Below are 24,410 nucleotides of genomic sequence, written 5' to 3' on the forward strand. Positions count from 1 at the left end.
CGGCCTTCAAGACAAAAGAACACGTCACCCTCGGTGTGGATTCATCACCCTGACAGCCCGATAGTGAAAGCCACTGACATGCTGAATCAATAGCCGATACGCACCGCGACCGCGCTGGCCACGATACCCCGGCAAATCAAAGCCTCGGATGTTATTTCCGTAAGGGTGCCCTCTTTCCATGGCCCATTCTCTGGATGCCAGCCTGTTGAGGACGTCCCTGATAATTCCCCCATCACGCCCACGCAACTCGTTCAGAATATTTGATTCGTCGATCACAAGGCGTTCCGGCGCTCGACCGGAAGAAGGCCCTGGGCGTTCAGCTGCCGTCACCTCTTCAACTGCGCCAGAACCTCGTCGCCCCGCACTTGCGGCCTTTGTCAGCGGGCGTACTTCGGTAGCTGTCAGCCCGGCTGCCGGCAGTGGGCCAACCCTTTCATGTCGCGGAGGGCGCAGCGTCATCGCTTCAAATCCCAGTCTTTTTAACTCCCGATCCGGGTTTTTGTGTGATTTGGCAGCTTTCAAAGCCGCGTGCTTGCCCTGACCGGGTCCGGTGTAGACATAAATGCCACCGTAATCATCAGGTATCAATCCGTAGGCGTAGCTCCCACTGTCGGATTTGTTCACTCGGAACTGATGAAGAAAATCCGCAAGCGCAGTGATCTCCTCCTCGGTGGGGTTGTCCCCTTGCAATATATTCCGGGCATTTTCCATGGCCAGTTCTCGATAAACTGCACTGCGCTCGTTTTCCCAGCTCCTGTCAGTTCTTACCTGCTGGCGAACCCACAACGTTGCGCCCACAACTGCCATCATGAATCCCGCGATAGCTATCTGCGCGGCTTGGCTTGCGTCCAGGCCAATGGCTGGCCCAGCCAACACCGCCATGATAATGATGATGACCACTTCAACCAGGGGATTGCGCTGCAAGCCATTGTCATCCACGTAGCCGACAGGGTTGTTCCCGACCATGGCGTACAGGTTCAACCCATCCACATCCCCCGCCGGATCTGCACTTATCCACCGCATCAACCAGGGTGCGTAATACCTGAACCCGTAGTAATACAGGCCGCTGGCGTCTCGCTCCTTGCCCGAGTAACGCCGGTTTTTATAGCTTGCTTCAAGCGCATTCTTCGCGGCCCACCAGGCGGTCGCACCGAACGGGTAATAACTTTCCTGGCTCAGCAAGGCTGCCTTTTCGTCAAGCTCCAAGGTACTGCTGCCCAGGTGATCGCAGAGGCTGAAGCGCAGTTGCTCGTCCACCATGCCCTCGGGGCGCCCCTGTTGCCATTGCAACCCTCTGACCGCAGTGCGCCCGGCCTGAGCAAGCAGCACATTGCGCCATTCACCCGAGGTGCCCTGGCGATGCAGCTCCAGGCCCGGTAGATACAGCACTTCATGGGTATGGGTCTGTGAGCCGGCGTGTGCCACTCGGCGTTTGCTGACCCGCTGGCCGGTGCCGTCGTACACATAGACCTCATCGTCATGTTCGCCGCTGTCACGCAGCACTTGCTCAACACGAACCAATTGGTTGCGCACATTCCAGGTCAGCGCCTGCCCACGCGCCAGTTCCTTGAGGTTGCCGGCCTGATCAAAGCGATTGCCCAGGCCGGGCGTCGTCGCCCCTTCCCGCTCGATCACGCTGTGGTTACTGTGTTCACCTGCGCGCATGTGCTGGGTAAAGCCGCTGCCGGAGGAAGGAACATGGCGCATCTGCGTCAGGTTGCCGGCCGGGTCGTAGGCGTAGTGTCGGGTGTAGTTGCGCCAGAGATTGTCGTCCGTGGCCCCGAACGTGACCCTGCCCGGCAGCGCGGATGTGCCGGCGCTACGGGAGTTTTCCCGGCCAGTGGCCTTGATCAATCGTGACAGGCTGTCATACTCGAACGTACTGACCGCCGCCACCTGAACGTTAGTCGCCCACCGCGTCGGCTGCGCCGCGTCGTGGATGCGCAGCACGTTGCCGACCCGGTCGTAGCGGTATGAAAGGTCTTGCAGGAGCCTACCCGGCGTGTTTTTGAGGTGGGCGCTCAAGCGCATCAGACGGCCATCGGCATCGGCGTACTCGGCCACGCTGACGACGCCATTGCCCGTGCGTTCGGCCAACACCTGCGCCGCGGCGTTGAAGGTGCGCTGATCCACCAAGGTCTTGCGCGCTCCGCTCTTGAAGACTATTTCGCTGTGGGTCAACAAGCCGTCTACGCCGTAACGCGATTGCTGACGATTGCCGAGGGCATCGACCTGTTCCAGCACCTGGCCCAGCGCGCCGTACCGCCAGGTGGTCGTGAATGCCTCAGCCTGCAAGTGTGCGTCGCGTTCACTCTCCGCCAGCGGCCAGTCGGACGCAGTGTATTGTGCGCGCAAACGCCGGGTTTGCACCGTGACGCTGCCCTGTACGTTGTAATGATCGAAGAACAGCGTACCGGCTGGATCATCGTGGCGGATCAAGCGGCCACAGCGATTACGTGCCGCCTCCCGAGACGTCATGCCGGCGTAGGTCATGCGCTCCACGCAGCGCTCTGCAGCTTCGTCTGCGGCACGCTCAAACACCGCCACGGGGCGTAGCAACTGATCGTACTCAAACCGCTGCCGGGCGCCACGGCTGTCCCATTGCTGCACGACCTGACCAGCGCTGCCAGGCAGCATGACCTGGCTACCGGCATCCACGCTATCGGTACTCAGGGGTAGCCCGGTGAGGCTATGGCGATGGGACAGATTGGGCGGCACAGCGTCGTCAAGGCCATGCAGGTCAGATAGCCTGGGGTCCCATTGTTGTTGCAGGAAGCCCCGGGCGCCGAATACCTGGCGTGTGACATACTCCAGAGGTTGCTGTTGTAGCGTGTTGCGGTGGTAAGCCACGCTACGCACGGTCAACCCTCGCGGGTCGAAAACCGTCAGTGACGGGGTGTTTTGGTGCAAGGAAGGCATAAGCGGATAAACCTGAAAACCAATGGTTCACAAAGCCTAGTCATCCGCTCGAAGGTCGCATGGCAGCGCACCACGCTGTGAAGCGTGCGGGCCTTCCGAATCTCTCGTCAGCGCTTCAAGCCCGACGACTGAACATGCGTCGCAATACCTGAGGCTCGCCTCGCAGCGAATGCACAAGCACCGCGCCGATATGCCCGACAATCAATACCAGCATCGTCCACCCCAGTTCGCTGTGGAAGTCGCGGCCCAGATCAATCATCCACTGCACCTTTTCGCCTTCCAGGCCCTCCATGATCGTCAGGCCAAACGCCGAAAATTCGCGACCGGAGCCGTACTGGCGCAGCAGCCCGATCACGGGGATCAGCAACATCAGCGCATACAGCGCGCCATGCCCGATCGATGACCAGCGGTTCACGCTTGGAGGACGACGGTGCCGGTGCAACAGGTTCCAACTGGTCCGCAGTATCAGCAGCACCAGCAATAACAACCCTGTGGGCTTGTGATAGGGCCACAGCAGTTTGTCCACCGTAGAGTCGGAAGCCAGGTAGTGGGCCACCGCCGTGCAATAGATCCAGGTGAAAACCAGGGCCATCAACCAGTGCAGCGCCCGACTGACAACATCGTAGTGATCACTGGGCAAAGGGGTTGTCTCGAACATCTTCTTCATCGCAGCCTCTTGTGTTTTTGGCGTCGAACGTGAACATCGCACTCTTGCGGGTAAAAAAATACCGTTCCCATCAGCAGTATGAAAAAACAGTTTCATCCTACAAAAAGTTCGCGTTTCTTACGTCGCCTCACGTCATAGTTCGACCAGCACTTCAAGGCACCGGTTGCCAGCCGCTGAAGCCGGCCTGGCGGGTCAACGGGCACCAGGCAAAATCCCCTGCCGGGGCAGGCAACACCTGGCGTTCGATATCAGCCAGCGGCCTGCCCTTCCAATCGACAATCCGTGCGTCTTGCCAGGCCAGAACCACGCCCTGGGCCGGGCTTTGATCGGTCGTCACCCAGCACGCCGCCGCGGCAGCCATAAAGGTTTCTATCGGCTCGTTATCTATTTGCGCACGGTACATCGAGCCCAGCAGCCAGCGGCAGACGTTCAGATGGTAGGTCCAATCCAACGGCGGCTGATTGCGATAGGCCCAGGTCATAAAGCTGCGGAACAGGTTCAGCCCCTCCGGCGGGTCAAGCTTGAGCAATGCCGGGCAGATATCGAACAAGGTGTGCCAATGGGGCAACAGGCGTGCATCCAGGTGCACAAAGCAACGGGCATTACTCGGGTAATCGGGCAGCGCGGGCTCCGCGCGCAGGCGACGGGACGCCTTGCTGACCAGGCGGCTGGCGCCTGCAGGCAATAGTTGATTCATGGATCGCACCCATAATCGTGACGGCAGAATGCCCCCTGGTCTCAGGAGGCCCAAGGCATACGTCAGAATGCAGGGGAGGCGCGGGGGTTGGCCGAGGGCCAGGAGTAACGCGGTGGCGCCTTGTTGCGCCGCTCATGGCCCGGGCGCGGGGTTTGCCCGAGGCCAAGAAGCCAGGCCAGGCCGATCAGGAATACGATAGCGACGGTAATGGCGTTGCAGACCGGGCAGGCAAAGTAGTTCGAGATGTTGCTGGAACTCGGGTCAGCCAACCCTTTATCGGAAATTGGCAACTGGCCACCTTCCACCGAACAGAACAGCCCACCGATGCCATTGAGCTGCTGGCCCATCATCTGACCGTGCCCCAAACCGCAGGCGAACAGGTTCATCAGCACGCAGAAGTACAGGGCCCAGGCGATCAGCGAACGGTCAGAGTGGCGCAATTTCATGGCGGCGACTCTACCACTGAAGCCGCAAAAGGATGAAGTACGGTGCGCCCCTGTGGCAGAACGTCGCAGATTACGCAGGGTGGCCAGGGTTGATAGACTCTGCACCCTTCTCGTTACTCCTTTTCCAAGCCTGATCGGCCGCTTCACAGCCCTGCAGGCGTTTCACAGGATGCACAGTTGATGAGTACGTTATTCACCCGCCGCAAAGTGCTGACCGGCATGGGCCTGTTGGGCCTGGGCAGCCTGCTGGGCGGCTGTGACTACAGCCCCAAGCTGAACTTCAAGTACGGCAAGGACCTCAGTGACAAGATCATGGGCCGTACCTTCAAGCTCAAGAACACCGACGGCGAAACCGTCACCCTGAGCTCGTACCGTGGCCTGATGCCCGTGGTGTTCTTCGGTTTCACCCAATGCCCAGCGGTCTGCCCGACCGCCCTGGCACGCGCCGCCCAGGCCAAGAAGCTGATGGGCCGCGACGGCAAGATCATGCAGGTGGCGTTCATCACCCTGGACCCGGAACGCGACACCCCCGAGATTCTCGACAAGTACGTCAAGGCCTTCGACCCCAGCTTCGAAGCCCTCTACGGCAGCCCGGAAGAAATCGCCGTGGCCGCCAAGGAGTTCGGGATCTTTTATGAAAAGATCCCCGCCGGCGACACCTACACCCTGTCCCACACCGCCACCAGCTTCGTGTTCGACACCCGTGGCAACCTGCGCCTTGGCTTGCAGGCATCCCTTACCGCTCAAGAGTGCGCAGAAGACCTGCTCACCGTCATGGAGGTCTGCTAATGACTACCGCTCAATCCCTGAAACGCTTTGCCTTCGGCCTTACCCTGCTCGGCCTCGCCGCCCACGCCAGCGCCCAGGTGCAAGTGCAAGTGACCGACGCCTGGGTGCGCGCCTCCGTACCGGGCCAGCCGTCCAGCGGTGCCTTCATGACCCTCACCGCCGACAGCGACAGCCAATTGCTCAGCGTGGCCTCGCCGGTGGCCAAGGACGTGCAGATCCATGAGATGAGCATGAAGGACGACGTGATGCACATGGGCCCGGTGGATTCGGTGGCCCTGCCGGCGGGTAAAGCCGTCAAGCTCGACCCCAACGGCTATCACGTCATGCTGATGGGCCTGACCGGCCAGATCAAGGAAGGCGACCAGGTGCCGCTGACCCTTACGGTGAAGGATGCCAAGGGTGAAAAGCAGACCGTTGAGGTGAAGGCCAATGCCCGTGGCCTGGACGGCATGGATCACAGCCAGATGGACCATAGCAAGATGCATTGATTGCCCTGTGGGAGGGGCTTGCTCCCGATGGACATGGGTATCGACTCAACTCTGTCGCAGCCTCCCGTAACCACGATGCGAAGCGAGCCGCTCTTGCTCTTGCTCTGCTTTTGATCTCAGGCGCCCCGTCAAACCACGCTGGCCGGAATTCGACAGGGATTTGGGGGGTAAACCGGCAGGGATGCCGGTTTAGCCGCCCCGCGCCATGGATGGCGCGTGGCGGCGGCCCCCCAAATCCATGGCGGATTACGGGCACACCGAGCCTAGGCGAGGTGCCGAGTGGTGGGGCGAGGACCTTTTGCTTACTTTTGGGTCCTTCCAAAAGTGAGCCGCTGTAAGAGCGGAACCCTAAGTAGCCGTTACCGCAGGAATGGATATGTACTCGGTCTAGCCCAGCATCCTGGTCGGCCCGAAGGCCGCCATCGGGAGCAAGTCGAATCGTCGCACCGCCCCTCCCACATTTGAATATCCTGATCTTGAGCACCGCATTAAACCAAGCTGCATCAGCCAGGCAGCCGCTTCACCATCGGCACACACGCCAGCACCAACCCCGAGGGTGAGCGATACACCGCCTGCTCATCCCCCACATAACCACACGAGCGGTAGAAACTCACCGCATTCAAGGTGGCGTCCAGCATTACCTTTTCAATCTCCATCTGCCGTGCAATACCCTCCACATGCGCAAGCATCGCCTTGCCATAGCCGCGCCCAGTGAACGCAGGCCGCACGAACAACGCTCCCACCTCATGGTGGTCAGGATCGAGCATACCGGTAGCGACAGCTTCACCGTTCACCCAGCCCAGGTAGAACGGTTTGTCCATCAACACGCTGTAGCCATCACTTGCGCAACCTCGGGTCCAGAGCGCCATTTGCTCCGCGCTGTAGGCGCCAATGCACTGACCGCGAATGGCGTCACGGCGAATCTCGAACGCTCTGTCGGCGTCGTCTGGCGTAGCTCGTTTTATCTCCAACACTGCCTGTTCCTTCCATGACTTCAAATTGCCATTAGCCCATTTGTGCTAATCGACCCTGCCCGCCTGCGGCGCTATATTCCTCGGCACTTCCAACGCTTCCTCAGCACCGCGCATTCATTGCGTGCGGGTTTGTTGCGCGCTGGAAAAACCAAAACAATCCCAAGGAAGACGCACCATGAAACTCCACTCCCCTGTTACTCGCCTTGCCCTGCTGGGCGCCTTGATCATCGGCGTCGCCGGTTGCAGCAATATCAAGCCCACTGAAGATCACCTCAAGAAGCTGTCGGAAACCAACCTGGGCGAACCGGTAAAACGTATTTCCAATGTGCGCAGCGATTCCATGACTACTTACTATGTAGCCAACACTGCGTCCGGCGAATACAACTGCTCCGTACCAAGCGGGGCCAGCGGCGGTGCATTTGCGATCGCCAGTTTTGGCCTGATGAAACCTGCCGCCTACTGCCAGCCAAAAGGCGCACGTGGCAACGGGCTGACACCGTTCATGCAGTAACTTTTTCCTGGCTGAGGTCACGCAACCTGCCGCGCAGTTCCGCAGGGCGCACCGGTTTGGACAAGATGGCGATCTGACGGTCGTGCAACGCGGCCTGGATTCTCTCCACGTCGTGACCGGTGAGGATCAACGCCGGCACCGCCCAACCGCGTTGCTGGCGTAGCTCGTCGATGCATTCAATGCCAGTGGCGTGATTACCCAGGTCGTAGTCGGCGACGATGATATCGCAGTCGCTGACCAGCCCCTTCCCACTCGACTCAGCCTGCACCTGGCACCCCCATCGCTCCAGCAGCGCCTGGGTGGCAAGCAGCACGTTGTGGTCATCCTCCACCAGGCATACTTTCAGACCGGTGAGCAGACCGGCCTGGCGCACATCGTCGCGCAGCGCCAGTTGACGCGGCGCGGTGGCCAGGGCCAGGCCGTGCAGGCTCACCGAGGTGCCCTGGCCCAACCGCGAACGCAGGCTCACCTGCATCCCCATCAATTGCCCCAGGCGCTTGACGATGGACAGCCCGAGGCCCACGCCTTCGACATCCTTGTCACGCAATTGGCGCACGCGATAGAACTCTTCGAAGACCTTTGACAGATGCTCCCGTGCAATCCCTCGCCCCTGATCATGCACCTCTATGACCAAGCCGTTTTCACGACTACGCACGCCGATCAGCACTGGCCGCTGCGCGCCGTACTTGAAGCAATTGGAGAGCAGGTTTTGCACCATGGTTGCCAACATGCCCGGGTCCACCCGTACCCAGTGAGTGCAGGGGCGCAAGCGCAACTCCACGCCGGCCCAGCGTGCGGCCTCGGCGTTCTGACGCACCAGGTCGGCGAGAAAGTCGCCCAGGTGGATCACCTGGTATTTGGGCAACAGGCGACCGTTGTCGAGGGTGTAGAGGTCGAGGATCGAACGGAACAGTTGCGACACGTTGAGCAGCGAGCGATCGATATTGTCCACCAGCCGCCGCTCGTCATCCCCCAACCGTGCTTCGCGCAGGCAGGCGGTGAACAGGCCAATGGAGTGGATCGGCTGGCGCAGGTCATGGCTGGCTTGGGCGAGAAAGCGGGATTTTTCCAGGTTGGCGGCAATGGCTTGTTCCGAAGCCTTGCGCGTGCGCTCCAGAAGGATATGGGCGTACACCGGGATCACCGTGCTGGTGATCATCAGCATCAACACCATGAACGGTTGCGCCTGCCACAGCGGCGTAAGCTGGTACACGATCAGCAGCGCCAGCAACGCCAGCCCCGTGGCAATCGCCAGGTAGCGCGACCCGTAGCGCATCCCGTTGCCCAGGTTCACCCAGACCATCACCGCATACAGCGGCAACGCCGCCTCACCACCCACCACCAGGCCGAACGACGTGCCGGTGTAGTCGTGGATCATGCCGAAGATGCGCCGCGCCGGGTAATGCCCGGGCCAACGTGCGATCACCTGGCGCAACACGATGGACGCCAGCAGGAACCCGAAGATATACAGGATCACCGGCAGGTAGGTGTCCAGCGACTGCCCGGGCAAAAAACCCAGTACGCTGATATACACAATGGCGATGGTGGCCACCACGATGCGCAGGTTAGCCTGATCGAGTTCGGAGTTGGTCTCGGGACTCATAGTCATATCCTTGACAGATCATCTTTGGAAAAGGGGCCCTCGGCCCGCTGGTAAAGTAGCATGCCTCGACACCACCTTGCCCCAGGAAGGAGCTCACCATGACCGGCCGGATCATCATCGCCGACGACCACCCGATGTTTCGCGAAGGCATGGCGCGCACCGTGCGGCGCCTGCTACCCGACGCCCAGGTGCAAGAGGCCGGCGACCTGGCCACGGTGAATGCGCTGCTGTGCGAGCCGAGCGAAGTCGACACTCTGATCCTCGACCTGCGCTTCCCCGGCCTGACTTGCATCAACCAACTGGCCGAACTGCGCCAGCAACTGCGGCGCACAACGTTGATCGTGGTGTCGATGGTCGACGACCCGGCGCTGATCGAACAGGTGATGGCCCTGGGCGCCGACGGTTTCATCGGCAAGAACATCGCCCCCGACGACATCGGCCAGGCGTTGCTGGCGATTCGCGCCGGCGAAGTGCTGGTCAAGTTCGCGCCTTCGGGCCTGCTGCCGCTGGACACCCACACCCTCACCACCCGCCAGCAGGAAGTGCTGCGCCTGATTGCCCAGGGCAAGACCAACAAGGAAATCGCCAAGGCCCTGGATATTTCGCCGTTTACCGTGCGCATTCATGTGTCGTCATTGCTGCGCAGTTTGAATGTGCCGTCGCGGGCGGCGGCGGCAGTAAAGTATTCCGGGGAATTCTAGGTCGTCCAAATGTGGGAGGGGGCTTGCTCCCGATGGCAGTGGGTCAGTCCAAGACGCGTTTACTGACACTCCCTCATCGGGAGCAAGCCCCCTCCCACATTGGACTGAGTCGCATCAGTCAGGCCTGCGCTCTGCATCCGATATTTCAGTTGAACCTCACACCTTCCCCTCCAAGCAAATGGCCTTGCTGTGCCATAAGCTCGACGTTTCTTTATGATGTTGCCTTTCGCTCAACGCCCTGGAACCACCCATGCCCACCCTTACCCTGCGTACCGCTCTGCCCACCGACGCCCACCGCTGCTTTGAAATCGAAACCAGCGCATACGAAGGCGACGAAGCCGCCACCCTGGAAAAAATCACCACGCGCATCGCCCAGTATCCCCAGGGCTTTTTGATCCTGGAGGCGGATGGCGAAATCGCAGGTTTCATCAATTCCGGCTGTGCCCACAATGTGGTGATGTCGGATGAGGCATTCAAGGAGTTGGTAGGCCATGTGGCCGAGGCGCCGAATGTGGTGATCATGTCGGTGGTGGTCCACCCGGCACATCAAGGCAAAGGCTATGCAAAAAAACTGATGACCGCGTTCGTGCAGCGCATGGCAGCAATGGGCAAGCAGACGATTCACCTGATGTGCAAGCACCAGCACGTGCCGTTGTACACCCGCATGGGCTACACCTATGTGCGTCCTTCGCCGTCGGATCACGGTGGGATGGCGTGGCATGAAATGGTGAGAACTGTCTAAGAAAGGTCATTCCATAACTGTTTCCAATCGTGAAACAAGCGCACACCACTGAGCCGTCAAATGTATTTCTACAAATGAAAACCTGAGAACCAACGACGCTTTCTTACATCCAGCCTGACTCTGCTGCCCCTTTTGCCGGATTGCACCTATCGCCACTCTCACTATTTGGAAACCCGCGACCACAGCGGTTTCACTCGGTTACATTCACCCGAAATGGGCCGCATTGAGCGACTGCTCATGGCGCTGTAGCCTGCGAAACGCCGAGCCGGGACCACGTCCTGGCGGGTCAATATCCCAGCTATCAGAGAGGTGCAATCGTGTCTTCAATCAATGGTTCCAGCCCATCTTTCCCTGCATACCAACCCGTTGACAACAGCAGGATCGACAACGACAAAGCCAGATACAACCCCAAGGAAGAAAACCAGATTGGGGACGATGCAGAAGTGTCCGATGGCAAGGGCGGCTGGAAGAACATCGGCGACGAATACAGGGCCCACGCCAACCGTAGTCGGCTGGATAAAAACTTCCTGCCTGCGGACGAAAAGGCCGTCGACAACTCTCAGGTCAACACTGCCCGCAGCCAGTTAGATCGCAACTTCCTGCCGTCGGACGAAAAGGCCGTTGAAAACGCTCCAGGCAACGCCAACCGTGACCCCATTGATTTCGAAATCAAATCCGATGGCAAGGGCGATTGGGTCAAGGCGTAATACTGCAACCGGCTGTTTGCTGTCCAAACCGTTGTGCCCCCCCATGGCATTGCCAAACACCCGCTTGCCATGGATGGGGTTCGAAAGTGTGGGTATCGGCTACCGCGTCACCAACTGCCGGAAGCCCCACCGCCACCACTGGAACCACCGCCACCGGACGAACTGTCACTGGAGCTGGAACTGCTGGAACTCGAACTGGAGCCGCTACCCGATCCCGTCCCTTCGCCGACCTTGCCGAAGATGATCAGCGCGACAAACGATGCGATGGGAAACGCCAATAGCCAGCCGTCGCGGCCGCCGTCAATCACCCACCCTGCCACCACGTACACGACTACCGCCGCCAGCAGTCGCACACTAAAACCTGCACGGCTGGTGCGCCAGGTCTCTCTCATGATCAGCAGTAGCACCAGGTACAACCCCAGCACCACCAAGACGCCCAGTGGCCACAGCAGCCAATGGATGAAACTGACGTCCACGTACTGGTTTGCCACCACCAACCCGAGGATATAAGCCAGCAGCCCGATTACGCAGTAAAACAGCGTACGCACCTGCCACAGCGCGCCGAATATCGCGCCGCCTATCAACAGCGTCAGCGGCATTACAAACAGGAACATCGGCCACTCGCGACCGCCCGCCAGCAGCGTCAGCAACAGCGTGGCCGCCACGGTGACGATCAACGCCCGGCGCCAATGCAGCTTGCCGGCAGCGATCGCCACGCCGCCCAAGCCGCCCAGGATAAACGCCACCAGCAACGCGATAAATTGAGGGTTGATCCCGGCGCCCGCCAATGGCGGTAAGTCACCGCCGTCCACCAGTACGGTCAGGGCGTCCACGCCCTGTTGCACACCGCCGGCAAAATCACCTTGGCGAAACGCCGGGGTGATCTGTTCTTCAATAATGCGATGGGCCAGCAAGTCGGTGACGATGCCTTCCAGGCCGTAGCCCACTTCAATGCGCACTGCGCGGTCAGCCTTGGCCACTACCAGCAGGATGCCATCGTTGACGTCCTTGCGCCCCAGCTTCCAGGCGCGAAACAGTTGGTTGGCATAGTCTTCGATAGCGGCGCCGCCCGTGGTCGGCACCAGCAACACCGCGACTTGCGCGCCTTTGCGCGCTTCAAGGTCGCCAAGCTGGCTTTTAAGGCGCTGGGTGGTGGTTGCATCGAGGGTGTTGGTGAGGTCAATCACCCGCTGGTCGAGGGCGACTCCAATCGGTGAAGTGTCCGCCTGGGCTATGCTCAGCACGCCGAGGAGCACCAGGGCCAGCAAACCCGAGACCGTTTGACGCCAATTCCCTATCATGTTTTGTTACCTGAGGTTTCTTCCTTAAGCTGCCGACTTTACCTTATCGACGTATAACGCGTGACCCCAGGTGCGCGACTATCTAAACTGCGGCCTTACCCCGCATAGCAAATTGCCAGCTACGAGAACGCCATGGACCTGCGCTACCGCAACAATGTGAATGTGATGGGCGACGGTCCTTCGACGCTGGTGTTTTCCCACGGCTTTGGCTGCAATCAAGCGATGTGGAACCAGTTGGCGCCGCACTTTAGCCAGCGCTTTCGCGTGGTTCTCTACGACCTGGTCGGTGCGGGCCGGTCGGACCTCAGCGCCTTCGACAAAGCCAAATACCTGGCCCTGGACGGCTACGCCCACGACCTCAACGAGATTATCGACGCCTACGCCCAAGGCCCGGTGATCCTGGTGGGCCACTCCGTCAGCGCGATGATCGGCACCCTCGCCGACCGTTTTGTCCCCGGGCGTATTGCTGCGCACGTGATGATCGGCCCATCGCCGCGCTATATCGACACTGACGATTATGTTGGCGGCTTCAAGCGCGAGGATATCGACGACCTGCTCGACACCCTCGACAGCAACTACTTGGGCTGGTCGAGCGCGATGACCCCGGTGATCATGGGCGCGCCGGACCAACCGGCACTGGGTGAGGCGTTGATCGAGAGCTTTTGCCGCACCGAGCCGGACATCGCCAAGCAATTTGCCCGGGTGACCTTCCTCTCGGATAACCGCCAGGATGTAGAGGGCCTGACCACTGCGGTGTTGATCCTGCAATCGACTGACGACCTGATCGCCCCCGTAGCCGTGGGGGAATACCTGCACCGCGTGCTGCCCAACAGCACTTATTGCCTGGTGGAGAATGTCGGCCATTGCCCGCATATGAGTGCACCCCAGGCGTGCGCAGCGGCAATGGACCGGTTCCTGACCCCTTGGGCGCCTGCCGATGCCCGCTGACGCGTTGTTCGACAGCGCCGCCTGCGCCCTGGCCGTAACCCACGAAGACGGCACGATCCTGCACGTCAACCCGCGCTTGAGCGACTGGCTCGGGTTCAGCGCCGCCGAGCTGCAAGGGCAGCGCTTCCAGGACCTGCTGACCATGGGCGGGCGGATTTTCTACCAGACCCACCTGGCACCGATGCTACGCATGCACCGCAGCGTCACCGAAGTGAAGCTCGACATCCGCCATTGCGCCGGGCACAAAGTGACCGTATTACTCAATGCCAACCAGCGCCGGCAGGCCGACGGCGTGGTGCATGACCTGGCACTGTTCGGCACCACCGACCGCGACAAATACGAGCGCGAGCTGCTCAATGCACGCAAGTTGGCCGAAGCGCTGCTCCAGGAAAAAACCGCCACCGAGGTCGCCCTGCAACAGGCCCAGGCCGAACTCAGCGCGGCCTATGCGGTTGCCCAGCGCCGGGCGTTGTTTGCCGAACAGATGGTGGCGATTGTCAGTCATGACTTGAAAAACCCCCTTACCGCCATCCGCATGGCTTCGGACTTTCTGCAGCGCGGCGAGCGCACGGCCAAGGAGCGCCAACTGCTGGGGCATATCGGCCAGTCAGCCGAACGCGCCCATCGCATGATCGCCGACCTGCTGGACTTCACCCAGGCACGGGTCGGCCAGGGCATCACCATCAAGGCGGTGCCGCTGGATTTGCACGGCGTTATTCAACATGCGGTGGATGAATTGCGGGTGGCCTTTCCCAGAGCCACGCTGGTGCATCAGGCCGAAGGCAACGGCCAGGCGTGCCTGGATGCCGACCGAGTGCAACAGATGATCGGTAACCTGGTTGCCAACAGCGTGGCCTATGGCGACCTGCTGCAACCGATCACCATCACCTCGCGCCTGGGCGACAACGCCTGCGCGGTCGCGGTGCACAACCATGGCCTGGCGATTCCCGAAACACTGCTGGCCGGGTTGTTCGAGCCCATGACCCGTGGCACCGACCAGGGCAGCGATGTGCGCAGCGTCGGCCTCGGCCTGTATATCGTGCGCGAACTGGCCAAGGTGCATGGTGGCGATGTGGCGGTGACGTCCTGCGCCACGGCCGGTACTACGTTTACCGTGACGTTCTAGCCCAGGTATGCGGCGCCCTGCATGATCGGCTCGACACGGCCGGTCAAGATCACCCCGCCCTGCCCGTCCCACTGCACCGTGACCGTGCCACCGTCGCATTCGACCTCCACGCTGTCATCGAGCAACCCGCGCCGAATCCCATTGACCACCGCGCCGCAGCAGCACGAACCGGAGCCCAACGGCACCGCGCCGCCACGCTCCCAGATGCGCAGCCGGATACGGCCACGGCTCAACACCTGCACAAAATGCACATTGGTCTTGGCCGGGAACAGCGGGTGGGCTTCAAGCGCCGGGCCCACCGCCGCGACATCGATGGCAGCGATGTCTTGCACAAAAAACGTGCAATGCGGGTTGCCCATGCTGCAGGCCGCCGGGTTACCGTCCATGGGCAGCACGCGGGTGTCCATCGCCTCGGCCAGCGGCACCGCCGCCCAGTCCAGCGACGGCGCGCCCATGTCCACCGACACCCGCTGCCCGTCGACGCGTGTGCACGTCAGCAAACCGCGGTCGGTGCGTAATACGACGGTGTCGATGCCGGTCTCGTGCATCAGGCGGTCAGCCACCCCGCGAGTCGCGCTGCCGCAGGTTGGCAGCCGCGTGCCGTCGGGGTTCCAGAACTGGACATGTGCGGCGGCGTCTCCACAGTCGAGTATCACCGCCAACTGATTGAAACCGATACCCGAGCGGCGGTTGCCCAGGCGGGCGGCGACCTGTGCAGTGATGGGGTTGTCCTGGCCACGGCGGTCGATGATGATGAAGTCGTCGCCATGGGCGTGCATCTTCACAAATGGCAGGGTCATGGGGCGCAGGTCCTGTTGTCGAAGTGAAGCAGTTCTAATAACACTGTAGGAGCGAGCTTGCTCGCGAAAATAGTGAAGACCAAACGTTTTACCTGGAAGTACGCGTTATCGTTGACGTTTTTCGCGAGCAAGCTCGCTCCTGCAAAGAGTTGATGACCATGCTTATCGTATTCAGCGGTCTGCCCGGCAGCGGCAAGACCACGGTTGCCAGGGAACTGGCGCGACAGACCGGCGCGGTTTACCTGCGTATTGATGTGATCGAACAGGCGCTGCGCGATGCTGCCGTATTGGCGGGGGATGTGGGCGCCAGCGGCTACAGCGTGGCCAATGCATTGGCGCTGAGCAATTTGCGCCTGGGGCATCGGGTCATCGCCGATTGCGTGAACCCGGTCAGGGAGAGCCGCCAAGCCTGGCAAGCCGTGGCGACGGCGGCGCAGGTTGAACTGATCAATATCCAGGTGGTGTGTGCTGATCAGCACGAGCATCGGCGCCGCGTGGAAAGCCGCGTGGGCGATGTTCCCGGTCTGGCGCCGCCGACCTGGCAGTCGGTGCTGGTGCATGAGTATGAATGCTGGGATGAGCCGCCGTTCAGGCTCGATACGGCGCAGAGGACGCCTGCTGAGTCAGTTGCAGCGATCCTCGCCCATCACCAGTTTTTTCCCGATAACACCGGTTCAGTTGGGGAAGTTGCCGCGCAACGCCTCCAAGCCACCGCTGTAGACGCCGGCAAATAACTCCTCCACCGCCGCATCCGTGGTGCCCGCTGCCGGAGTGAACACGCCGGACCAGGTGACTTTCGCCGACGACTCGGTCAGCGCTTCAACCTGCACGGTCGCCAGATACGCGCTCACCGGAAACGGCGATTCTTCAATCGTGTAGCTGTAAATGCGCGCCACGTTGTCAAAGGTCTGCAAACGCTCGACGATCTGGCCGCCGTCAGCGGTGGTCAGGTGACGCACACGGCCACCTTCGCTCGGCTCGCTCTTGGCGATAAAGGGCAGCCAGTCGGGCAGGCTGTTGAAGCCGCCAATCAGTTGCCAGACCTGGTCGGCTGATGCCGGGATTTCAATTACTGAAGACGCTGTTGCCACGATAAATACTCCAATCAGGGGAAAAATCAGATCGCCATGCTGTCGACAACGCCACCGTCTACGCGCAAAGCGGCACCGGTAGTGGCAGACGACAGCGGTGAAGCAATGTACGCCACCAGGTTCGCCACTTCATCCACATTGGCTGCACGCTGGATGATCGAGGTGGGCCGCGCATTACGCACGAACACATCGGCTTCTTCCCGCGCACTGCGTCCGGACTGGGCCGTGGCGTCCTTGAGCATCTGTTCCAGGCCGTCGGTAAAGGTCGGCCCCGGCAAAATCGCATTCACCGTCACCCCGGTGCCTGCCAGGCGCTTGGCCAGGCCGTGGGAGACCGCCAGGTTGGCGCTTTTGGTCACGCCGTAGTTGATCATGTCGGCCGGCGTCGCCACCCCGGATTCCGACGACACAAAGATCACCCGCCCCCAGCCCTGCTCGACCATGCCCGGCGCATAATGGCGCGACAGGCGCACGCCGGAAATCACATTGACCTCATAGAAGCGCGTCCACTCACTGTCTGGCGCGTCGAAGAAATCCACATCGTTGAAGATGCCGAGGTTGTTGACCAGGATATCGGCGCGAGGTTCGGCGGCGAACAGTGTCTCGGCGCCCTCCAGGGTGCCAAGGTCGGCCACCAGCCCACGCAGGTCAGCGCCGGGCACCCCTTGGCGAATGCTGGCCAAAGCGTCGTCGACCTTGCCCGCGTCCCGCCCGATCACTACCACCGTTGCGCCGGATTGCGCCAGGGCCTGGCTGATGCCCAGGCCGATACCGGCGGTGCTGCCGCTGACGATGGCTACTTTGCCGCTCACATCAATTTTCATGGTTAGCTTCCTTAAGATTAGAGAGGCAAAGGCGCACGGTCCGAAATCAGTCGGGCCTCGCGTAGCGCTTGCCAGAAGGCTGCTGGAATCCTCTCTGACAACGCCGCAACGTCTTCGGCAATGCGCCCCGGACGACTGGCACCGGGAATCACCGCCGCCACGGCCGGGTGTGCCAGGGAAAACTGCAGCGCCGCGGCTTTCACACTCACGCCAAATGCCTGGGCAATCGCCTTGATCTGCTCGACCTTGCTGATGATCGCAGGCTTAGCGGGTTGGTATTCAAAGTGTGCGCCGCCGGCGAGGATGCCAGAGCTGTACGGGCCGCCGACCACAATTTCAACCTGCTGGGCCAAGGCGGCGTCCATCAGGCGTTGCAGTGCGCGCTCGTGGTCCAGCAGCGTATAGCGGCCGGCGAGGAGGAACCCGTCGGGCTGCGCCTCAGTCAGGTCCAGGGTCAGTTCACACGGCTCGACGCGATTGACGCCCAGCCCCCAGGCCTTGATCACACCCTCCTCGCGCAAGCGGGTCAGCACTTTGAAGGCGCCGGTGCGGGCCTGGTTGAAGTAGTCCAGCCACTGGTCGCCGTAAAAATCCTGGGCGATATCGTGAATCCACACGATGTCGAGGCGATCGGTTTGCAGGCGCTTGAGGCTGTCTTCAATGGAGCGCAGGGTGGCATCGGCGCTGTAGTCATTGAGGATTTTATTCGGGCGGCCGTGTTCGAACACGCCGCTTTTTTCGCCAAGGTCGCGGGCGCCGGTTTCGACTTCATCCAGAATCACCCGGCCGACCTTGGTGCTGAGCACGTAGTCATCACGGTTGTAGTGGGACAGGGCTTGGCCCAAGCGGATTTCCGACAGGCCCGAGCCGTAGAACGGTGCGGTATCGAAGTAACGGACGCCGTGGTTCCAGGCGGCTTCGACGGTGGCCTGGGCTTCGTCTTCAGGGATGGCGCGGAACATATTTCCCAAGGGTGCGGTGCCAAAGCCCAGTACGCCGGGGAGTTTGTCTTTCAAGCTCATGGTGAGATCCTCAATCGGTTGGTTGTGACCGTTGAGCAGATGTTAGATTGCGTTGGTTAGACCGTCCAAGACATACTGCGACCAACTTGAGTCCTTACAGGTCTTATATGATCGATCTACGCCAACTGCGCTACTTCGAAGTGGTCGCCGAAGAGGAACACGTCGGCCGCGCCGCCGAGCGCTTGCACATCTCCCAATCGCCCCTGAGCCGGCAGATCGCCCAGTTGGAAGAACGCCTGGGCCTGACCCTGTTCGAGCGCAGCCAGCAGCGCATCCGCCTGACCCGCGACGGCCAGACCTTCCTGGCCGAAACCAAGGCGCTGCTGACCCATGCCAACCGTCTGGAATCACTGGGCAAGCGCCTGGGTCGTGGGGAGGAAGGCGGCCTGTGCATCGGCTATATCGAAAATGCCATGCACGCCGGTGTTCTGCCCAATGCCTTGCGCATACTGCGCGACGATCGCCCCACCGTGCATATCAAGCTGTATAACCTGCCCTCCCTCGAACAGTTGGAGGGCCTGCGCCAACGCAGTCTGGACATCGCCCTGGTAAGCGAGCCCCCCGCCGACGACGATCCAGACCTGAGCGCCTTGCAGGTGCTCGACGACCCGATGCTGCTGGCCCTGCCCGAGCAGCATCCGCTGGCCCGGCAACGCGAACTGCTGCCCGAACACCTGGCGGACCAACAATGGATCGGCGTGCAGCGCAAAACCGGCGCCAACCCCGCCGATGATTTCGTCGCCGCCTGCATTCGTGCCGGTTTCACCCCACAGATTCCCATGGAAGCCAGCGAACCCTTTACCGCACTGGGCCTGGTGGCGTCAGGGCTTGGGGTAGCGATGGTGCAGAAGGGCCTGAGCCGCAATGCCCCGCCCGGCGTGGTGTTGCGAGAGTTGCCGTGGCTGACCTACACCACACCGCTGTGGGCGGCCTGGCACCGCGTTAATTTGCGACCGCTGGTGGAGACGTTTCGCAAGGTGCTGACTGAACCTGAGGCTAGTGAATAAGGCGCCCAGTACAGCAATTGCCTGCGCCCTTTGTGTGATCAAAGCACCTCGCGCAACCGATACCACAACATCCCCAACGCCAACAGAGGCGAGCGCAGCGCCTTGCCGCCCGGGAAGGTCATGTGCGGCACCTGGCTGAAAATATCCAGGCCGCGACTTGCACCCGCGTGAATCGCTTCGGCCAGCAGCCGTGCGCACCAGTGGGTCACGTTGAGGCCATGGCCGGAATAGCCCTGGGCATAGAAGACATTGGGGTACTGCTTCAACCGCCCGACCTGGGGAAAGCGGTTGGCGGTGATGCCAATCTTGCCGCCCCACTGGAACTCGATAGCGGTGTCGGCCAACTGCGGGAAGACCTTGAGCATTTTCGGGCGCATGTAGGCGGCGATGTCCTGGGGATCGCGCCCCGAGTAATGGCAGGCACCGCCAAACAGCAGGCGCCGGTCGGCGGACAGCCGGTAGTAATCCAGCCCGACTTTCTGGTCGCACAGCGCCAGATTCTGCGGAATCAATTGCTCGGCCATCGTTTCCGGCAACGGCTCGGTGGCGATGATGTAGCTGCCCGCCGGCAGCACCTTGCCGCCCAGGCGCGGCTCCAGGTTCTCCAGGTGCGCATTGCACGCCAGCACCAGATGGGCGGCGCGCACACTGCCGCCGGCGCAACGCACTTGCACAGTGTTGCCATGGATCAGTTCCAGCACCTCGGTCTGTTCAAAGATCCGCACCCCGAGGGCCTCGGCCACCTGCGCCTCGCCAAGCACCAGGTTGAGCGGGTGCAGATGCCCGGAGCCCATGTCGACCAGGCCTCCGGCGTACACTGTCGAGCCCACCACCTGGGCCATGTCCTGCGCGCCCACCAACCGGGTTTCAGGGGCATAGCCCATGGCCGCCAACTGCGCCTGTTCATTCTTGAACGCGGCGAATTGCGCCGGGGTGTTGGCCAGTTCACAAAAACCCCAGCGCAAGTCGCAATCGATACCATGCTCGCCGATGCGCTCGCCCACCAACGCCACCGAGTCGACACCCGCTCGCGCCAGATAGCGCACGCCCTCCTCGCCCACGTATTTGGCAAACCCCGAGACATCATGACCGATACCCCGAATCAACTGCCCACCGTTGCGCCCGCTGGCACCCCAGCCAATGCGTCGGGCCTCCAGCACAATCACCGAGAGCCCGCGCTGGGCCAGTTCGATGGCCGTGTTGACCCCGGTGAACCCGCCGCCGATCACACACACATCGACGCTCAGATCAGCGTCGAGTGCAGGCCGCTGCGGCATGGTGTTGGCTGTCGCGCGGTAATAGGACTGCGCATGTTCGTTGGACTGAATCATCGGTTGGACTTCACTTTGCTCCAGGCGCGGGTCATCACGCGCATGGTCGCCGGCGTGGGCGTGGTGGAAATGTAGAGTTTGTCGAGGACTTCCTGGGGCGGGTAAACCTCAGGATTGTTGACCAGTTCCGGGGCCATGAACGGCTTGGCCGCCGGGTTGGCGTTGGCGTAGCCCACCGAGGCGCTGACCTTGGCGATCACTTCGGGTTCGAGCAGGTAGTTGATGAACGCGTGGGCCTCTTTGGGGTTGGTGGCGTCGGCAGGAATTGCCAGCAGGTCGAACCACAGGTTGGAGCCTTCCTTGGGAATCGAGTACGCAATGTTCACCCCGTTTTTGGCTTCCTTGGCGCGGTTGGCGGCCTGGAACACATCGCCGGAGTAACCGAAGGCCACGCAGATATTGCCGTTGGCCAGGTCCGAGATGTACTTGGAGGAATGGAAATAAGTGATGTACGGCCGCAGCGTCAGCAGCTTGGCTTCGGCCTGCTTGTAGTCCTCGGCGTTCTCGCTGCTTGGGTCCTTGCCCATGTAGTTGAGGATCGCCGGAAACAGCTCATCCGGCGAATCAAGGAAGGCCACACCGCATTCATGGAGCTTCTTGAGATTGTCCGGCTCGAACAGCACCGCCCATGAATCAATGCGCTCGATACCCAGCACCTGCTTGACCTTGTCGACGTTGTAACCGATGCCATTGGTGCCCCAAAGGTACGGCACCGAGTGCACGTTATCCGGGTCGTTCTGCTCCAGCAGCTTGAGCAACCGGGGATCGAGGTTCTTGAAGTTTGGCAGTTGCGCACGGTCCAGCGTGAGGAACGCGCCGGCCTCCACTTGCCGCGCCAGGAAGTGGTTTGACGGCACCACCACGTCATAGCCGGTGCGCCCGGCGAGCAACTTGCCTTCCAGGGTTTCGTTGGAGTCGAACACGTCATAGACCACCTTGATCCCGGTGTTGGCCTGGAAATCCGCCAAGGTGGTTTCACCGATGTAGTCAGTCCAGTTGTAGACGCTCACCGTCGACGCTGCCTGGGCGCTGAACGCCACCGGTAGTACAAGTGCAAGTGCCAACGGCAGAAACTTGTTCACAAGACGCATATCGTCACCCCTTTTATCGTTGTTTTAGACGCTCAACAGCAGGAATTCACGTTCCCAGGAACTGATCACCCGCTTGAAATTCTCATGCTCGGCGCGCTTGACCGCGACGTAGCCGCGCACGAATTTTTCGCCCAGGTATTGCTTGACTGTGTCGCAGTCTTCCATGCGTGCCAGGGCATCCTCGAGGGTGAACGGCAGGCGCAGGTTGCGGCGCTCATAGGCACGGCCTTCCACCGGCGCACTGGGCTCGATCTGCTCGATCATGCCCAGGTAGCCACACAACAAGCTGGCGGCGATCGCCAGGTAGGGATTGGCATCGGCACCCGGCAAGCGGTTTTCCACGCGCATCGCCTCGGGGCTGGAAGTCGGCACGCGCAGGCCGACGGTGCGGTTTTCTTCACCCCATTCGACGTTGACCGGCGCCGAGGTGTCCGGCAAAAAGCGCCTGAACGAGTTCACGTTGGGTGCAAACATCGGCAGCAGCTTGGGGATGTACTTCTGCAGGCCGCCGATGTGATGCAGGAATAACGGGCTCATGTTGCCGTCGGCATCGACGAACACCGGTTTTCCGGTGGCAATTTCCACCACGCTCTGGTGCAGGTGCATGGCGCTGCCGGGTTCGTCGGCCACCGGCTTGGCCATGAACGTGGCGGCCACGTTGTGCTTGAGCGCGGCCTCGCGCAGGGTGCGCTTGAACACAGTGATCTGATCGGCCAGGTCCAGGGCGTCGCCGTGACGGAAGTTGATCTCCATCTGCGCCGGGCCGTCTTCGTGGATCAGTGTGTCGAGGTCCAGGCCCTGGGCTTCGCACCAGTCGTAGACGTCTTCGAACAGCGGGTCGAATTCGTTGGCGGCATCGATGGAAAATGACTGGCGCCCGGTTTCGGCACGCCCCGAACGACCGATGGGGGTTTTCAACGGCAGGTCCGGGTCTTCGCAGCGCTGGGTCAGGTAGAACTCCATTTCCGGCGCGACAATCGGCTGCCAGCCCTGGTCGGTGTACATCTGCAGGACTTTTTTCAGCACATTGCGCGGCGACAGTTCAATCGGGTTGCCCTGTTTGTCGAAGGTGTCGTGGATCACGATGGCGGTGGGCTCGATGGCCCAGGGCACCACGTAGGTGGCGTTGGCCACCGGGCGGCAGATCATGTCGATATCGGCCGGGTCCAGCAGGTCGTAGTAGATGTCGTCGTCGACAAAGTCCCCGGTTACCGTTTGCAGCAGCACACTTTCCGGCAGGCGCATGCCTCGCTCATGCAGGAACTTGTTGGTGGGTGCAATTTTGCCGCGCGCAATGCCAGTCAAGTCACTGATCACGCATTCGACTTCGGTAATCTTGTGTTCTTTCAGCCAGGTGGAGAGCTGATCGAAGGGGGCATTCATAAGGACCTCGTCTTGGGTGGGATGCGGCGCCGGCTTGTACAGTCGACACATTGAGGTCTATCTTGGGCCGGCCTTGAAACGGCATCTATCCACTTTGCACGCAGTACAACGCACCAATAGAGTGCGCACGGATCCCCCATGACACAGGCAACCGCTTTGCGCGTACAGGCCTTCGCTACCGGCGATGTGACCGCCCAATGCAGTGCGACACCCGGTTGGGTGCAGCATTACCAGCAAATGTCCCCCGGGCATTTCGCCGGGCGCGTGCGCTACCTCGACCTGCAAGGCGTGCAGGTGTACGAAGAATGTATGAACACCCGCGTGGAACAGCACTTCAACGCGCCGCCAGGCTCGCTGTCGTTCTGCTTCGATGGCAGCGACAACGCGCTGTACCTGCTTAACGGCGAAAGCCGCAATACCTGGATCACCCCGCAGAACTACCGCGAAGTAGCGGTGGTGTTCGGCCCGCAGTTCGTGCAGCGCCATGGGCTGGACATGGCCAGACTGGAAGGGTTGTTCATGGCGCCACTGGCCTGTCAGCAAAACGCGCTGTTCACTCGCTGGCTCAGCGGTACCCTTACGCGCCTGTCGGCACTGACCGACCCCATCAGCCGTGATGCCCTGACCCAGCAGTTGCTCGACGATTGCCTGTTTATCCTCGACAACGCCTGCGTGTGCCTGGACGGCAGCTCCTTGCAAAAACGCAATGAAGAACGCCGGTTGATGGCGCGTATCGGTGAATGGGCGGCGGATGCACCGGATGAAACTGCCAACCTGCTGGAGCTGGCGCAGATTGCGGGTGTGCCGTTGCGCCAATTGCAACAAGGGTTCAAGACCTACACCGGGATGAGCCCGGCGCAGTGGTTGCGGTTGCGTCGGTTGAATGGGGCGCGTCGGGAGCTATTGAGTGGCGCGGATACCACCGTGGCCGAGGTGGCGATGAATTGGTCGTTCTGGCATTTGGGGCGGTTTTCCAATAGCTATCGACAGCTGTTCAAAGAGCTTCCCAGCGAAACCTTGAGGCGCTTTGGTTGAAACGCTATCCCTGTGGGAGCTGGCTTGCCTGCGATAGCAACCTGTCAGTCGCTGATTGACTGCCTGAACCCCCGCTATTGCAGCTTAGGTATCTACACAACTTTGGGGCGACGCTGGACCTGTGGCGAGGGAGCTTGCTCCCGTGACGGCCTGACAGCCGACACAGTTATACCGAGTACATATCCATTGCTGCGGTAACGGCTGATA

25 protein-coding genes are annotated in these 24,410 nt (G+C 61.1%); 11 read left to right on the plus strand and 14 right to left on the minus strand.

Annotated features, from left to right (window positions below):
* Positions 1 to 24: 24 nt before the first annotated feature.
* From FW800_RS17245 to FW800_RS17260, 4 genes are all read right to left on the minus strand, one after another.
* Entirely contained in the window at positions 25 to 2,919 is a 2,895-nt protein-coding gene (locus tag FW800_RS17245; protein WP_446438089.1) for an RHS repeat-associated core domain-containing protein, read from the minus strand.
* A 115-nt stretch (positions 2,920 to 3,034) separates the two neighbouring features.
* Entirely contained in the window at positions 3,035 to 3,586 is a 552-nt protein-coding gene (locus FW800_RS17250; protein ID WP_032880778.1) for a cytochrome b, read from the minus strand.
* Between the two features lie 151 nt (positions 3,587 to 3,737).
* Positions 3,738 to 4,283 carry a putative natural product biosynthesis protein gene (locus FW800_RS17255; RefSeq protein WP_446438090.1) on the minus strand — a complete coding sequence of 182 codons (546 nt, stop codon included), beginning with the start codon at positions 4,281 to 4,283 and terminating at the stop codon, positions 3,738 to 3,740.
* 62 nt (positions 4,284 to 4,345) lie between these two features.
* Entirely contained in the window at positions 4,346 to 4,729 is a 384-nt protein-coding gene (locus FW800_RS17260) for a DUF2946 domain-containing protein (RefSeq protein ID WP_005788904.1), read from the minus strand.
* A 180-nt stretch (positions 4,730 to 4,909) separates the two neighbouring features.
* On the opposite strand from FW800_RS17260, the gene FW800_RS17265 reads away from it, so the two are divergent.
* Positions 4,910 to 5,518 (plus strand): SCO family protein, encoded by a 609-nt coding sequence (locus FW800_RS17265; protein WP_446438091.1) that lies wholly within the window; start codon positions 4,910 to 4,912, stop codon positions 5,516 to 5,518.
* Positions 5,518 to 6,006: a copper chaperone PCu(A)C gene (locus FW800_RS17270; RefSeq protein WP_446438092.1), complete on the plus strand. Its 489-nt coding sequence runs from the start codon at positions 5,518 to 5,520 to the stop codon at positions 6,004 to 6,006. Before FW800_RS17265 ends, FW800_RS17270 begins: the two co-directional genes overlap by 1 nt.
* Before the next feature lie 503 nt (positions 6,007 to 6,509).
* Here the strand turns inward: FW800_RS17270 and FW800_RS17275 are convergent.
* Positions 6,510 to 6,980 (minus strand): GNAT family N-acetyltransferase, encoded by a 471-nt coding sequence (locus tag FW800_RS17275; protein ID WP_446438093.1) that lies wholly within the window; start codon positions 6,978 to 6,980, stop codon positions 6,510 to 6,512.
* A gap of 175 nt (positions 6,981 to 7,155) precedes the next feature.
* Between FW800_RS17275 and FW800_RS17280 the strand changes: the two genes are divergently transcribed.
* Entirely contained in the window at positions 7,156 to 7,491 is a 336-nt protein-coding gene (locus FW800_RS17280; protein WP_032880773.1) for a hypothetical protein, read from the plus strand.
* Here the strand turns inward: FW800_RS17280 and FW800_RS17285 are convergent.
* Positions 7,481 to 9,094, minus strand: a complete 1,614-nt coding sequence (locus FW800_RS17285) for an ATP-binding response regulator (RefSeq protein WP_103734957.1) — start codon at positions 9,092 to 9,094, stop codon at positions 7,481 to 7,483. The genes FW800_RS17280 and FW800_RS17285 overlap by 11 nt on opposite strands.
* 98 nt (positions 9,095 to 9,192) lie before the next feature.
* Here FW800_RS17285 and FW800_RS17290 point away from each other — a divergent pair, with 98 nt between their 5' ends.
* From FW800_RS17290 to FW800_RS17300, 3 genes are all read left to right on the plus strand, one after another.
* Positions 9,193 to 9,795: a LuxR C-terminal-related transcriptional regulator gene (locus FW800_RS17290; RefSeq protein WP_446438094.1), complete on the plus strand. Its 603-nt coding sequence runs from the start codon at positions 9,193 to 9,195 to the stop codon at positions 9,793 to 9,795.
* Between the two features lie 250 nt (positions 9,796 to 10,045).
* Complete coding sequence (locus tag FW800_RS17295) at positions 10,046 to 10,537, plus strand: GNAT family N-acetyltransferase (protein ID WP_446438095.1); 492 nt, start codon at positions 10,046 to 10,048, stop codon at positions 10,535 to 10,537.
* Between the two features lie 317 nt (positions 10,538 to 10,854).
* A complete protein-coding gene (locus FW800_RS17300; RefSeq protein ID WP_223018835.1) occupies positions 10,855 to 11,244 on the plus strand; it encodes a hypothetical protein in 390 nt (129 codons plus the stop codon).
* Positions 11,245 to 11,351: 107 nt separating this feature from the next.
* On the opposite strand, the gene FW800_RS17305 is transcribed toward FW800_RS17300, so the two are convergent.
* Positions 11,352 to 12,545, minus strand: coding sequence for a TPM domain-containing protein (locus tag FW800_RS17305; protein WP_446438096.1), 1,194 nt, complete (start codon positions 12,543 to 12,545; stop codon positions 11,352 to 11,354).
* Between the two features lie 132 nt (positions 12,546 to 12,677).
* Here FW800_RS17305 and FW800_RS17310 point away from each other — a divergent pair, with 132 nt between their 5' ends.
* Positions 12,678 to 13,493: an alpha/beta fold hydrolase gene (locus tag FW800_RS17310; protein ID WP_446438097.1), complete on the plus strand. Its 816-nt coding sequence runs from the start codon at positions 12,678 to 12,680 to the stop codon at positions 13,491 to 13,493.
* Positions 13,483 to 14,619, plus strand: a complete 1,137-nt coding sequence (locus tag FW800_RS17315; RefSeq protein WP_446438098.1) for a PAS domain-containing sensor histidine kinase — start codon at positions 13,483 to 13,485, stop codon at positions 14,617 to 14,619. The genes FW800_RS17310 and FW800_RS17315 overlap by 11 nt, the downstream gene beginning before the upstream one ends.
* On the opposite strand, the gene dapF is transcribed toward FW800_RS17315, so the two are convergent.
* Positions 14,616 to 15,419, minus strand: coding sequence for a diaminopimelate epimerase (gene dapF / locus FW800_RS17320; RefSeq protein ID WP_228308482.1), 804 nt, complete (start codon positions 15,417 to 15,419; stop codon positions 14,616 to 14,618). The genes FW800_RS17315 and dapF overlap by 4 nt on opposite strands.
* Positions 15,420 to 15,577: 158 nt before the next feature.
* Between dapF and FW800_RS17325 the strand changes: the two genes are divergently transcribed.
* The gene (locus FW800_RS17325; protein WP_050549418.1) at positions 15,578 to 16,153 is read left to right on the plus strand and encodes an AAA family ATPase; all 576 of its coding nucleotides are present in this window, start codon (positions 15,578 to 15,580) and stop codon (positions 16,151 to 16,153) included.
* Here the strand turns inward: FW800_RS17325 and FW800_RS17330 are convergent.
* Genes FW800_RS17330 through FW800_RS17340 form a run of 3 tightly spaced genes read right to left on the minus strand, consistent with a single transcriptional unit; the run spans position 16,094 to position 18,356 of the window.
* Positions 16,094 to 16,510, minus strand: a complete 417-nt coding sequence (locus tag FW800_RS17330) for an SRPBCC family protein (protein ID WP_032880764.1) — start codon at positions 16,508 to 16,510, stop codon at positions 16,094 to 16,096. The genes FW800_RS17325 and FW800_RS17330 overlap by 60 nt on opposite strands.
* A 26-nt stretch (positions 16,511 to 16,536) precedes the next feature.
* Complete coding sequence (locus FW800_RS17335) at positions 16,537 to 17,334, minus strand: SDR family NAD(P)-dependent oxidoreductase (RefSeq protein ID WP_446438099.1); 798 nt, start codon at positions 17,332 to 17,334, stop codon at positions 16,537 to 16,539.
* Between the two features lie 17 nt (positions 17,335 to 17,351).
* Positions 17,352 to 18,356: an aldo/keto reductase gene (locus FW800_RS17340; RefSeq protein WP_446438100.1), complete on the minus strand. Its 1,005-nt coding sequence runs from the start codon at positions 18,354 to 18,356 to the stop codon at positions 17,352 to 17,354.
* A gap of 107 nt (positions 18,357 to 18,463) precedes the next feature.
* On the opposite strand from FW800_RS17340, the gene FW800_RS17345 reads away from it, so the two are divergent.
* Positions 18,464 to 19,363, plus strand: coding sequence for a LysR substrate-binding domain-containing protein (locus FW800_RS17345; RefSeq protein ID WP_148853892.1), 900 nt, complete (start codon positions 18,464 to 18,466; stop codon positions 19,361 to 19,363).
* Positions 19,364 to 19,401: 38 nt separating this feature from the next.
* Here FW800_RS17345 and FW800_RS17350 read toward each other — a convergent pair whose 3' ends face one another.
* The 3 genes from FW800_RS17350 to FW800_RS17360 are packed head-to-tail and all read right to left on the minus strand — an operon-like array spanning position 19,402 to position 23,168.
* Positions 19,402 to 20,694, minus strand: coding sequence for an NAD(P)/FAD-dependent oxidoreductase (locus FW800_RS17350; protein ID WP_446438101.1), 1,293 nt, complete (start codon positions 20,692 to 20,694; stop codon positions 19,402 to 19,404).
* A complete protein-coding gene (locus FW800_RS17355; protein WP_446438102.1) occupies positions 20,691 to 21,785 on the minus strand; it encodes a polyamine ABC transporter substrate-binding protein in 1,095 nt (364 codons plus the stop codon). Before FW800_RS17355 ends, FW800_RS17350 begins: the two co-directional genes overlap by 4 nt.
* A gap of 24 nt (positions 21,786 to 21,809) precedes the next feature.
* A complete protein-coding gene (locus FW800_RS17360; protein WP_446438103.1) occupies positions 21,810 to 23,168 on the minus strand; it encodes a glutamine synthetase family protein in 1,359 nt (452 codons plus the stop codon).
* Positions 23,169 to 23,306: 138 nt separating this feature from the next.
* Between FW800_RS17360 and FW800_RS17365 the strand changes: the two genes are divergently transcribed.
* On the plus strand, positions 23,307 to 24,203 hold the full coding sequence (locus tag FW800_RS17365) for a helix-turn-helix domain-containing protein (protein ID WP_122733767.1): 897 nt from the start codon (positions 23,307 to 23,309) through the stop codon (positions 24,201 to 24,203).
* The last annotated feature ends 207 nt before the right edge of the window (positions 24,204 to 24,410 follow it).

This window comes from Pseudomonas sp. 910_23, from assembly GCF_052850795.1.